Source organism: [Clostridium] symbiosum ATCC 14940 (assembly GCF_000466485.1).
Taxonomy (GTDB): domain Bacteria; phylum Bacillota; class Clostridia; order Lachnospirales; family Lachnospiraceae; genus Otoolea; species Otoolea symbiosa.
Genome location: NZ_KE993007.1, coordinates 1 through 11927 on the forward strand (window position 1 = coordinate 1; position 11927 = coordinate 11927).

11 protein-coding genes are annotated in these 11927 nt (G+C 48.3%); 2 read left to right on the forward strand and 9 right to left on the reverse strand.

Annotated elements, in window-relative coordinates; translation table 11 throughout:
• Positions 1-197: 197 nt before the first annotated feature.
• Positions 198-950 carry a M14 family metallopeptidase gene (locus CLOSYM_RS18495; RefSeq protein WP_021643310.1) on the forward strand — a complete coding sequence of 251 codons (753 nt, stop codon included), beginning with the start codon at positions 198-200 and terminating at the stop codon, positions 948-950.
• 546 nt (positions 951-1496) lie between these two features.
• Here CLOSYM_RS18495 and ggt read toward each other — a convergent pair.
• The 9 genes from ggt to CLOSYM_RS18535 form a co-directional block, all read right to left on the reverse strand.
• Positions 1497-3314: a gamma-glutamyltransferase gene (gene ggt / locus CLOSYM_RS18500; RefSeq protein WP_003498128.1), complete on the reverse strand. Its 1818-nt coding sequence runs from the start codon at positions 3312-3314 to the stop codon at positions 1497-1499.
• Positions 3315-3412: 98 nt separating this feature from the next.
• Positions 3413-4558, reverse strand: a complete 1146-nt coding sequence (locus CLOSYM_RS18505) for a succinylglutamate desuccinylase/aspartoacylase family protein (protein WP_021643312.1) — start codon at positions 4556-4558, stop codon at positions 3413-3415.
• Between the two features lie 10 nt (positions 4559-4568).
• Entirely contained in the window at positions 4569-4715 is a 147-nt protein-coding gene (locus CLOSYM_RS23090) for a hypothetical protein (RefSeq protein WP_021643313.1), read from the reverse strand.
• Positions 4716-4733: 18 nt separating this feature from the next.
• Positions 4734-6011 carry a TRAP transporter large permease subunit gene (locus tag CLOSYM_RS18510; RefSeq protein ID WP_021643314.1) on the reverse strand — a complete coding sequence of 426 codons (1278 nt, stop codon included), beginning with the start codon at positions 6009-6011 and terminating at the stop codon, positions 4734-4736.
• An 18-nt stretch (positions 6012-6029) separates the two neighbouring features.
• On the reverse strand, positions 6030-6668 hold the full coding sequence (locus CLOSYM_RS18515; RefSeq protein ID WP_003505881.1) for a DUF6305 family protein: 639 nt from the start codon (positions 6666-6668) through the stop codon (positions 6030-6032).
• 173 nt (positions 6669-6841) lie between these two features.
• Entirely contained in the window at positions 6842-7471 is a 630-nt protein-coding gene (locus CLOSYM_RS18520) for a response regulator (RefSeq protein WP_021643315.1), read from the reverse strand.
• Positions 7452-8873 (reverse strand): sensor histidine kinase, encoded by a 1422-nt coding sequence (locus CLOSYM_RS18525; protein WP_169728247.1) that lies wholly within the window; start codon positions 8871-8873, stop codon positions 7452-7454. Before CLOSYM_RS18525 ends, CLOSYM_RS18520 begins: the two co-directional genes overlap by 20 nt.
• Before the next feature lie 242 nt (positions 8874-9115).
• Positions 9116-9841 carry a LytR/AlgR family response regulator transcription factor gene (locus CLOSYM_RS18530; RefSeq protein ID WP_242828702.1) on the reverse strand — a complete coding sequence of 242 codons (726 nt, stop codon included), beginning with the start codon at positions 9839-9841 and terminating at the stop codon, positions 9116-9118.
• A gap of 277 nt (positions 9842-10118) precedes the next feature.
• Positions 10119-10430 carry a hypothetical protein gene (locus CLOSYM_RS18535; RefSeq protein WP_021643320.1) on the reverse strand — a complete coding sequence of 104 codons (312 nt, stop codon included), beginning with the start codon at positions 10428-10430 and terminating at the stop codon, positions 10119-10121.
• 301 nt (positions 10431-10731) lie between these two features.
• On the opposite strand from CLOSYM_RS18535, the gene CLOSYM_RS23695 reads away from it, so the two are divergent.
• Positions 10732-10854, forward strand: a complete 123-nt coding sequence (locus CLOSYM_RS23695) for a hypothetical protein (RefSeq protein WP_272154771.1) — start codon at positions 10732-10734, stop codon at positions 10852-10854.
• Positions 10855-11927 lie beyond the last annotated feature (1073 nt).

Below are 11927 nucleotides of genomic sequence, written 5' to 3' on the forward strand. Positions count from 1 at the left end.
CTTCGCCCGCAGCCCCAAACAACGACAATCTTCCTCCGGGACGAAAGACTCATACACACACCCCACCACCCCGTCCGCTGGCCGTACCGGCGGCGTCCTCACCTGCTCAGCCCGTTCCTTCTTTTCAACGCTATCTTTTTTACCTCCCCTGTTGTATACTTTTCTTAAGAACCCCCGATGGAAAAGGAAACCACAATATGTCTGAACACAAAAAAAGAGGCCGTCTCCGGCTTGTGCTGCCGGCTCTGTTTTTATTAACAGTCATTCTTTATCTGTGCCGGAAGCCGGCCGGAACAACAGAACTTATCATGGAGCATACTCCCCTTGAGACCTCCTTCACCATTATGGAAAGCGGCGTCCCCGGAAATACCATTCTGGTTGTCGGAGGCATCCATGGGGATGAAACCTCCGGATGGAGGGCCGCGGACAAGCTAAAGAAAGTAAAGCCAAAGACCGGTACCCTGATCGTCCTCTCCCCTGCCAATGCACCGGGAAGCCGAAAGGGAGAGCGTAACGTAGAACTGTACCGCGATCTAAACCGCTCTTTTCCGGGCGGCAAAAAACGAGATTTGACAGATGAACTGGCCGCTTCCATCTATCAAAAAATCATTGAATACTCCCCTGATCTTGTCATCGATCTCCATGAGGCGTCGCGCGAAGGGGATAGAAGGGATTTTCTGGGAAACTCTCTGATTATCACAGATTCAGAGAATATTGACGGGCTGATTTTCGACCTCCTGCTGGAATCCCAGGACGGTTCGCTTAATACCTCCGCCCCCTTTACCTGCTATAACGGAACACCGAAGGGCAGCCTGAACCGGACCGTGACTGAGACACTCGGCATTCCCGCCATCACGGTAGAAGTCTCACAGGAGGATGAGCCGGACATGCGCATCCGAAATCATCTGGCTGTCGTCCACCGGATTCTTAAGTTTTATTCGATGGAATGATTATTTAAGTCGTGAGGACGCTGCCGCAGGCTGGCGGACGGGGTGATGGAGTTGGTTATATGAGTCTTTCGTCCCGATGAAGGGCTGTCACGTGTTGGGGCTGCAGGGAAGATCTAGTCTGCGGAGCACGTTCTGTTATTGCTCACAGCCCCGTTGAAAAACACGGTTCTGCAAACAATAACACGCTTCGCGCTGCTAAGCTCGACAAGGTCTCGCTAATCAGCGATGGATTCCAAAGGCATCTGCAGACTAGATCTTCCCCTCCGCCCCAAAGGAAGGTTATCGGCGGGACGAAAGGCTCCGCCAGATGTATCGGCCCGTCCTCTGGCCTGCGACCGCTGGTTGTCTCACGTCTTAAGCTGGGTGGGAGCTTGCTGCAGCACCAAAAAAGGGATTTTCGTGCGTATATTTCACGAAAATCCCTTTTTGATACTTCACTTTTATAACAGTTGTTCTTTTTCACTGGAAATGCGTAGTGGCAGCGGCAGGATCCGCGTCCCACCACACCGGCCGCTGTCCGTTCCGGACGCGTCCTCCGGATCTCAATTAATATCCCACAGCTTTTCCGTCACGCCTTGGGTCCGCACCGCCCCGGAGCGTTCCGTCCGGCAGCATCTCTACAGCCTGTACGCATGGATAATCCATCCAGTCTCCGGTTTCCAGGACCGGGTGGCCCATGGCTTTCAGGCCTTCTATTACATTCTTGTCAATCCGTGTCTCAATCATGATCGTCTCGTCGCTGGTCGTCCAGTCGGAGCCTGCATGGATTCGCGGCGCTGAGATGGCGTCCTGAATGTCCATGTCAAAGTCAATCACATTGGAGATAACCTGGGCAACTCCGGAGATAATTCTCTGAGAGCCTGGGGCTCCGATTGTCATAACCGGTTTGCCGTCTTTCAGAATGATGGTAGGGGACATGGAACTCATCGGTCTCTTGCCCGGCTGTACTTCATTGGCCGTGCCGACCTCAGCATCAAAGTCGTCCATTTCGTCATTCATGATAAATCCGTATCCCTCCGGAACAATGCCTGAGCCGAATACATAGTTAACCGTCTTTGTCACTGCAACAATGTTGCCCTGCTTATCCATGATGGAGTAGTGAGTCGTCTGCGGAGACTCATAGGCCCATGCATCACCGTGTTCAAAGACCTGGGCCTTCTCAAGGTCGATCTGGGAAGCCAGCTCCTTCGCATATTCTTTTGAAGCCATTCCTGTCAGGGGCACTTCGATAAAATCAGTGTCGGCGGCAAAGAATCCTCTGTCCTTATATGCCATCTTCATTGCTTCCGTCAATACATGCAGATGCTCCTTCGAATTATGTCCCATTCCCTTCACATCAAAGTTCTCGAGAATGTTTAAAATCTCCACGATTGTTGTTCCGCCGGATGAAGGCGGCGGGGAGGAAAGAATCTCATAGCCTCTGTAGGTTCCGCTGACCGGAGTTCTGAGCTTGATATCGTAACCGGCCAAATCCTCCATTGTCAGAATTCCGCCCGATTCCTGAACCGCTTTGACCATAGCCTCGGCCACTTCTCCCTTGTAAAACGCATCGGCTCCGTTATCACGGATCATCGTGAGCGTCTTTGCAAGATCCGGGTTTTTAATCACATCACCTACCGAATATGGATATCCGTCCTTCAGATAGATATCGCCGCAGGCTTTAAAGCGGGTGAGAACCTCGAACTCTTCCATCATGTCCCTGTTCAATACGGCCGATACCTCATACCCCTCTTCAGCCATTTTAATGGATGGATTCATGACCTGTTCTCTGGTCATTGTACCGTAAGTATCCAGAGCATACAGCAGTCCTTTCACCTCTCCCGGTACTCCGACGGACGGGCCTCCCAGCCATTTAGTATCATCGGTCAGTTCACCCTCCTCGTCAACCGGCCACATACCGGGCTCTGCCTTTGCCGGAGCCGGCTCACGGAAATCCACGAAAACATTCTCACCCGTATCCGCGGAATGGATCAACATAAATCCGCCTCCGCCGATACCGGATGACTGAGGCTCGCATACACCGAGCGCAAAGCCAACGGCTACGGCCGCATCCACAGCATTGCCGCCGGCCTCAATAATATCCGCGCCAATTTTGGATGCCTCATACTTACCGGTCGATACCACACCGTTTTTGCCGTTTCCGTCGCGGTCGTCTCTCTTAATCTGGCCATTTTCGTCGTAAGGTTTCCAGCCCTCTTCCTCCGCTTTTTCCGTTTCCGCTTCCGTTTCTTCCGGCGCCTGCGTCTGAACGGCCGATTCCGTAACAGCCTCTGTCGCTGTCGGCGCAGCCTTCTGACAGCCCGTTACAGACATGGACGTCACGAGTGCAGCCGTTAACAGGAGCGCTAAACTTCTCTTTCTCATATCCATTTCCTCCTATTTTCTATAAAAAGTCTCATTGTGAAAGGCTTCTTTTTATAATCCGGCGGTGAAACCAACATTTCACCGTACCGCCGTTTCGTCTAGTTCAGATAGCTTCCCAGTCTCGTTCCCCCCAGATCCGTCCCGTCTGAGCTGAGAAACAGCTCCGTATAGGTCGGAACCCCGGAAAATACCACCGGTTTATCGGGATACAACTGGCTGTAGGCATTGGTATATTCAATCACACCCTGAAGGTGTCTTCCAACTCTCTCCTCAATCGGATGACCGTTCTCGTCGTAGGGAACATAGAGAAATCCCAGCTTCGCACTTTTTACATATGCCTTATCTTTTCCGGTGAGAGCCAGAGCCTCATTTGTCGCTCCGCGCAGACGTCCCTGAGACGCATTAGCCGTCTCCATCAGCAGCGGAATCGTATCCGTATAGTCGCCCAGTTCCCTGTGGGTCAGTCCGTGCAGATTGACCGGAGACGGCTCCAGTGACATCTGGATTCCTCCCAGAGTCAGCTCCATCATACCGGCCGCCGCCAGCGACATCCCCTTTTCGTGGGATACGGTGGCGTTGATAACCGGGTATTCCGGTGATGCCTCGTGAAGATCGAACGTCTCGTTGATATCCTCCGCCCGGATCAGCTCAGCGATTGCATAAGCCGCCTGCTCCGTGGGGTTTCCGTCCGGTCTGCCTGGATAGGCCCTGTTAATGTTTCTTGTCTCCGAGCCGGAAAGCTGCTGGCCCGATGCCGCGTGGACATAGACATCCGGATCCGGCCACTGATCCACCGGATTAGAGGCCCTGGAGCCATACCGGAATTTCCTGACACCGCTGGGCGTCGTGATATTCAGGTACTGTGGGGATGCCTCCTGCGGGTCATTGTGCGTCATCCCGCTCCGGTTTGTATAGGGAATTACATAGACGGTTCCCTCCTCCACCTTTGCATTTTCGATAAATGTGATGGCAGCCAGATAGCCTGCCGGTTCATTTCCATGGGTTCCGCCGAGGATTAAGACTTTTCCTCCCGGTTTTTCCCCCTCCAGTATGTAAACTTCTGTGTCCATACTGCTTCCCTTTATTCCGTCAAAATATTCGGAAAGCATCTTTGTCCCTGTCACTCCGTCTCCCGGCTTAATCTCGCCCAGATCTTTGAGTGACGCAAAATTTAATCCTGTCACCACGGTCACAGCCAGCGCTGCCGCAAGGCAGACAGCCGCTGTTATATGATTTTTCTTCATGTCTGCCTCCCTATTTAATCATCAATAATCTTAAAATAAGCGGAATCACTACGAGCGCCGCGTTGGCCTGAAGCGTGATTTTCTCTTCGTCGAACAGGTTCCAAATGGTAAATATTAAAACAACTGCTATAATTCCTCGGTAAATCAATGTAATCATACCCGGTTCCCTCCCCCTCTATTTAATCACAATATACGGCGCCAGTGAATTTGCCAGGAGAATAAAGGCAATTCCCCATGCAATGATCATCAGGGAGGGGATCATACACTTTTTCAGCACTTTTGTGTATTTATCAAGGCCCACCACCTGAGCTGCGAAGATTCCGGCCAGAGCCGTAGGCGGCATCATATCTCCAAGGGATGCGATCAGCGAGATTGCCGCAGCGGTGATAATCTGGTTTTTGCTCAGAAATGCCAGAAGGAACGGAACTCCAAGGACAGAGGCCGATCCGTAGGAGGACACGGCTCCGAAAAGCGGTATCGTAATCGCCATCGCCACATATAAGAAGCCGTCCGGCAGGCTCAGGCAGGTTGTCACGATAAATCCGCGGACACCGGTCAGCGTCATGATCTGGATGAACATTCCGACTCCCATCAGGATACCCAGAACAGGAAGCACGCTGTTAACAGCATCCTTGCACACCTTTGCCACATTGATTTTGTAACCGGTAAACAGGCCGGTCACGGAAGCAATCATGAAAATCAGCGGCATCCCCAGGTTGGGAAGAGAAGGCATCGTCTTATTCACCACCATGAGAATCAGCGCCACGAATATCGGAATATAGATTTTAAACCCGAATTTCTCTCCAGGCTCCTGATTCAGCTTTTCCCGGATTACATCGTATTCCAGTTTTTTCACATATTTGAGGCCGAACATCAGGGCAAAGATAAATGCCAGCGGAAATGTCAGAAGCGCCAGCGGAAGTTCAAAACCGACATAAGGTATGTCAATTCCGCCTCCGATAATCATGGCCGGTATATTGACCGGCGGCGCTATCATACCCAGGATGCCTCCCATAGCCAGGATACAGGCCGTCTCAAGCTGCGGAATTCCTATCAGCATCAGCACCGGAGCCATAATCGAACCGGCTGAAAGCACTGCTGCCGTGGAGGAACCCGTAATCATGCCGGGAAACATAATCACCAGCATAATCAGGCAGACCAGAAGCGACGGCGTCTTGTGGAATTTCTTAATGATCAGTGAGGACAGCGCGTCAAGCGCCCCTGATTCCTGGATTACCTTCATAAAAATCATTGCCGTCGTGATAACGAGAATCGTATCCACATAAGAGAACGTGCCCTCTATCAGATGACGTAGCGGAAAGCCGTAGCCTCCCGTCAGAGCGCCGATTACCGCCGCCAGCACCATGGAAAGGCTTACAGGAAGTTTCAAAAGAAAACATCCTGCCACGAACGTAATTACCATGGCTAAAAATATAATTAATTCGATGCTCATATGTACCCCCCGGACTGTTTATTTGAATGCGGCGCCAAGCTTTGGAACCACGTCGGCCATACTGCTGACCTCGTCAAACGGAATGCCCGCTTTAGCCGCAATCCCTTTCATAAGTCCGTCCTTATCTCCGTCTGCAACTACGATTGCATAATCCGCTTTTTCCAGGCTGGGAGCGATGAATTTATCGGAAAGCTCGCCTCGTCTTGCCTCTCCGCCGACATGTACCGCAATCACGATAATTCCTTTTTCTTTTGCCGCGTCAACTAATTCAGTTACCCGCTCCAATTCGCCGTTTGCATCGATTCCCGCTGCTCCGAGTCCTTTGGAGGAACCGCCCACTGCCAGCATCAGCGTCTTAACGCCGTCTAAATCGGCCGACGTGGCCAGGCTGTTCTTTTCACACTTAATATCATTCTTATCAAGCATCGTCTTTACCATTTCATAATCCGCGCTCTGGCCTGCCGATGTCAGAAGCACCGGCTCTTCTGCGATGGCCTCTGTCAGGCCCTGCACCTCTGCCTGCTCCTGTGCCGCATCACCGGCCGCCTGCGCCGTTGTTACCGCCTGCCCGCCTTCCGGAGCCGCTTTCTGGCCGCAGCCCGCTGCCGCTAAAGAGATTGCCGCACACATTAAAACTACAATTGCTTTCTTTTTCATGATACCCTCCTGTGTTATGTTTTTGTTAAAATCATAGTATCATAGGCAACTTGAAACTTCTATTTTTTCTCTTATTTATCTCTCGTTGAAATATACAAAAAAAGAGCTGTTTTTTCGTGATTTTATCTATAAACTCACGCTAAAACAACTCTTTTTCCACCATATTAAACAGCTCAAATCAGCCGGTAGCTCTGTTTTGGCCTCCCTTTTTTTCCGTAACTGCTCTTCACATCCACCTTTTCAAGCGTGGTGAGGTACTGAAGATAACGGTATGTTGTCTGGTAGGCCAGCCCCGTCCTCCCGGAAATCTCCTCAACCGTCAGATACTGCATCTCACCGCTCATGGCATCTTTAATCAGCTCCATCGTGGAACTGCCAATCCCCTTAACCAGATACGGCCAGTTATCGTTCTTCTCCGTCCGTTTACTCTCCATCAGCCTGATATGGACACGTATTCTTGAGATAATATCAGGAGCCTTAATCGGTTTCGTCGCAAAATCGCTGGCTCCCGCTTCCAGGAATTTATCCGCGACGCCCTGATCCTCATCTATCGTGAATACGATGATCGGTATGTCCGGATCCTGCCTGCGGAACATTTTTACCCCCTCCACCCCATTGATATGCGGCATATGGTAATCAATCAGAATTATATCCGGCGAATCAATTTTATAGATTTCCAATGCCTGTTTCACGTTCTGGGCAATCAGCCCGGTCCAGCCCTGTGTCTCAATCACCGCCTTCAGCGCATAAAGTATCTCCACTTCATCGTCAACCAACAGAATTTTAATCTCCCTGCTGCTCATTCTGCTCCTCCTTATCCTCCGGCATCAAAAGTTCAATGCTCGTCCCCTTTCCAATCTCGCTGTCAATCTCTATCGTTCCCCCGGAATCCGTCACAACCTTTTTAACAAAGCTGAGTCCCAGACCATGGGAGCTGCGGGTGGAAAATCCCCGTTCCCAGATAAGCGACAGCGTGTCCCCGTCAATTCCCTTTCCATTGTCTGATATATTAAAACAGACCGATTCTTCCTCTTCGGAAATAACGGTGCTGACATCCAAATCAATCCTTCCCCCCTGCTCCGCCAGGGCATAAAAAGAGTTCTCAATCAGGTTAATCAGCGCTCTTGAAAACCGTATTTTATTCACATGTATATATTTCTCCGGCGCCTGGTTATGGACATGTACCAGCTCCGAATATTCGGAAACTGAAATCTGGGCCAGAACCGAATCAAGTATTTCCTCCGTCGAAATCCGGGTCCGGTGGTTCTCATAGAGAATTTCCGATATCATGCTGCTCATCTTCTCAATCGACGATTCCACCTGGCTTAAATATCCCGACTCCTTGTCCATCTCCTTTTTATCGCAGGTCATCCGCACCACCCCGACCAGCGCCTGGGCCGAGGTCAGAGGCGACTTCAAATCATGGACCAGATGTCTCATTTCCAGATATGTGCGGTTTTCCAGCACCCGGAGCCTTGTGTCCATAATCATCCTCTCATTCTGCGCTTTCAGCTCATTCATGGCCTTCAGGTTATTCTCATCCCGGATGAGCAGGAACAGAAGGATCCCCATAAACATAAGCAGCGCGAAAAAGATCGCCACCGTACCGTTCATCTCCGGCTCCATCTCCAGAAATTCGGCTATCAGTTTGATATCCCTCGACATCTCCCCTCTGCCGGTAGGCAGTCCCTTTAAGCAGGGCATGATATCGAGAAACTGAAGCGCAGACAAAAACACCAGAATCAGCATGGCTTTCTTCCACAGGCTCACGTAATTGTAATCATTCTTTCCCAGCAGAATCAGCAGAATAATTAATGACAGGGCAGGTATGCCAAAATCATATTTAATCTGGTGGACATTGCTGATGATGGTATAAATGATTGGAATAATACAAAAGACGATTCCTGATTTCAGCCATTTGGTAATCTTATGATCGCTGTCCACCTCAATAGACTCGGCAATGATAAACGCCCCGAAATAATGGGGAAAGGCCCGGATCGAATTAAGCGCTCCCAGCTTCATTCCCGCTGTCCACAATTCCAGCTTATCTCGTGTGACAATTGCGTCATATGCTTTTTCCGGAATTTCCCACATATTTATGGTTAGAAAAAACGGCATGCATATCCCAAGAATCAGCAGGATGCAGCCGGATATAAACTTCTTTTTATTAAAATACCTGACCCGGATTTTCATAACATCCCCCATATGTATTACACCGTAAGTATCATGAAACAGTCTTATCATATCATATTGGGCGGCAAAAAAACAGCTCCCCTTTTATTCCGATTTTTCACATCACTTCCTGCCTCAGTGCATTATGAGAGAAAGGGGACGCCACAGTCACGTGCCGGTCCCCTTCTTAAAAATCTTATTTTGTACCAATACTTCCGGAATCTCCGGCTCACAGCCTGCCACGATTGATGCCGCTCCCTCGCCAGAAACAGAAGCTATATCCTTTTTCTCCAAAAATCCGTCAGCGTTTTCCTGACATCATCCACATAGGTGCGTCCAACTGGTAAGATTATATTATTTTCAAGCAATAGCTCATTCTGTCTCATCGTTTCAATATAATGAATATTGACCAGATAAGAACGTTCTACCATTATAAAGCTGTCGTCTATCCGCTGCAGACCTTCATATACCTCCTGAAGGGCTCTTCTTTCTCTGATTAGTTCCCCTGAATTTGTCACGAACACGGACATTTTTGACTCTTTATGACAATACATGATATCCTTACACGGAATTTTGATTCGCTTACGCGCAGAAGTAATAAAATAATGTTTTTGATTATCAGAATTAATCTTTTTTAAGGCGGCTTCCATGCAGTGATCAAAGCCGGCTTCCAAGTCCCCCTTCACCAAATACCGGAATACATCCAATTCATAACCGACGACCGCATATTGATGGTATGAGGAAATGATTATAAACAGACTGTCCGAATTCATTTCCCGTATTCTTTTCAAGACTTCAAGGCCGTTCATTCCCGGCATCTTAATATCCATAAATATTATATCATAATACCTCCCACTTTCCAGTTCCGTCAACAGCTGCATCTGGCTCTGGTAAGCCTCCACAACAGCCCTGATTTTATTCTTTTCAATGTATCTCCGAAGCAGCTTTTCTATCTCCCTGAGCGCCTCACGGCAATCATCGCAAATGGCAATTTTGTACATACCGATTCCCCCTTGTATGATATAGTTCATAGCAGAGATGTCTAACCTCTTCTTTCAGCCTGCCTATCATCCGGCAATTGTCTTCCTGATAGATTCTATGCTGAGTATGTTTCCGGTTTTATTTTATCATGGACAAATAAAAAGGGCTGGTGTTATGTCATCTTTCTTTATCTAATATGGTATAATTTTAGAACTTACTTCCGTTCCTGATTCCAACGTTGCCTAAAAAAAGGGATTCCTCTTGGGACATCGCCCGGCAAAGCCGGGCATATAATCATCAGAATTTTGTAAGGTCGCTTAGAAGCCCCTCCATATATGTGCAAATCTTATTGTCAAATGCTTGGTAAACTAGGACCATTGTTGTTTTATCCAACGAAATTGATACTTCATATAGATTCTCCAAAGTATTTTCTAAGGCGATTTTATATTCTCCATATTTAATCAATCTTCTAGCCTCTAAAATTAGATTTTTTAAATATGGTATCTTTAAATATACTCCTGCCTCATCTTGAACATATTCTTCCTCACCGCTTACTTTCATTATTTTTTCTATCTGGTCAATAAACTCTTCCACATATTCTTTATTCATACTAATCTCCTAAATGTCTTCCCGCATCCGTTCCAACCTTACTGTCAGAACAAAATCCAATAATGGTTCTTCCCTTTAATGAGTTTTGAGACAAGGAAATATCACATACACAGTGACTGCCTAAATAGTTATTTCTCTTTCCCCTATGACACGCCGAGACCCCCATGCGCCGTATTACACCTCAAAAAATTACAATGAAACAGTTATCGGAGCTAATAGGGCAATGTATACAATCGCTTTACTAAAATTGGTATAAACAATCCGTGTTGAAAAGCGTGCAGGGTAAATATCAGATGGCTTGATGCCACCCGACAGAAAGTCTAAAGAACTGTTTATAGCTGGGATACGCCATACAGAGCTGTTCATGGAGCTGGTTCTTCAGCCTGTGCAGATGGCTACAGATATTATCCCGCCGGTTTACTAACTGGCCCAGCGTCCAATACTTATCATCCGGTATAGCGTCCGGCAGCTTATCCAACATATTGATCAGCACCAGAGCAACCGCTTCTGCATCATAGCTGTCGCTTTTTTAATACATGGGTACGCTTTTTCTCTGAGCATTTGGGGACAGATGGATTCAAGTCCTTTCCCGGCTCTTTTTTCGATTTGTGTAAGGTGCTTCATCTATGGAGCAGATATTTGTTCCATTGTGGTATCGGTTTCCGCACAAGCTGAAGAGATTATGAAGCGGATGGCGGAGGAAGAATGAATGACGGATCTGCACCATGAAAGACGGCATCTGGGCCATGAAATTTATAAACTGCCTATAACAGCAGAAAGAAAAAACACCGACCAGCTCCATCATGGAGTGGCCGGTGTTTTTATCTTGCTGAGATTTTTCCGGTGTGTTTCCACCCCCTTAAACCCCCAGGGTGCGCCATTGTAACATAGCGGCTGGGTGACTGTCAATTTCGATTCCCTTGCGTTTTTCTTACTGGAAACTTACTTGCCATGAATTTTAAAGAGTCGAACGTGTCTTACGTGGGTGGCTCGGCGGTACCCAGTTTTTCCAGTGTTCCGTATTCTGCCACCCAACGCCTCTAAAACTACCGCTGAAAATGAGAAAACTGCCGTGTGGTAAAGCCCAAATTTGTTATGCTGGAGGCCCCTGTTTTTTGAATAACTTTTTCTGGTATTTCATATAAACTTATACCACCAGCCAAAGCTGATTTCACCAAAACCAATGGTTTTAAGGCGTTTTCCGGCTTTTGGCAGGGGAATACTTTGATTCAACCACAATGTTCAGCGGATTCCCAGCTTTTTCATGCAAAACAGAGTGAACATCCCACTCCTATGCCAACAAGTGGCTCCGGCCCGCCATCTCTTAGACCTGTTACGTACCGTGACGGCCGGTGTGTCGGTTTTAAGACACTGCTCGGAAAGATATACCATGAAGCACGTATTCTGGCTCGTTGAGCCAATGTGGAACAGAGGCATTTCTCCCCAAATCAGCCAATATGTCCAGGGTCGAAAAGTGTGCAGGTTAAAGAGGTTATG

What these genes read in the sequence shown, in the direction of transcription:
- CLOSYM_RS18520 (WP_021643315.1), bottom strand. Translation starts at nt 7,471, where the DNA reads ATGAGCAGCAGGGAGATTAAAATTCTGTTGGTTGACGATGAAGTGGAG.
- CLOSYM_RS18530 (WP_242828702.1), bottom strand. Translation starts at nt 9,841, where the DNA reads ATGTACAAAATTGCCATTTGCGATGATTGCCGTGAGGCGCTCAGGGAG.
- CLOSYM_RS18525 (WP_169728247.1), bottom strand. Translation starts at nt 8,873, where the DNA reads ATGGGGGATGTTATGAAAATCCGGGTCAGGTATTTTAATAAAAAGAAG.
- CLOSYM_RS18535 (WP_021643320.1), bottom strand. Translation starts at nt 10,430, where the DNA reads ATGAATAAAGAATATGTGGAAGAGTTTATTGACCAGATAGAAAAAATA.
- CLOSYM_RS18515 (WP_003505881.1), bottom strand. Translation starts at nt 6,668, where the DNA reads ATGAAAAAGAAAGCAATTGTAGTTTTAATGTGTGCGGCAATCTCTTTA.
- CLOSYM_RS23695 (WP_272154771.1), top strand. Translation starts at nt 10,732, where the DNA reads ATGCCACCCGACAGAAAGTCTAAAGAACTGTTTATAGCTGGGATACGC.
- CLOSYM_RS18495 (WP_021643310.1), top strand. Translation starts at nt 198, where the DNA reads ATGTCTGAACACAAAAAAAGAGGCCGTCTCCGGCTTGTGCTGCCGGCT.
- CLOSYM_RS23090 (WP_021643313.1), bottom strand. Translation starts at nt 4,715, where the DNA reads ATGATTACATTGATTTACCGAGGAATTATAGCAGTTGTTTTAATATTT.
- ggt (WP_003498128.1), bottom strand. Translation starts at nt 3,314, where the DNA reads ATGAGAAAGAGAAGTTTAGCGCTCCTGTTAACGGCTGCACTCGTGACG.
- CLOSYM_RS18505 (WP_021643312.1), bottom strand. Translation starts at nt 4,558, where the DNA reads ATGAAGAAAAATCATATAACAGCGGCTGTCTGCCTTGCGGCAGCGCTG.
- CLOSYM_RS18510 (WP_021643314.1), bottom strand. Translation starts at nt 6,011, where the DNA reads ATGAGCATCGAATTAATTATATTTTTAGCCATGGTAATTACGTTCGTG.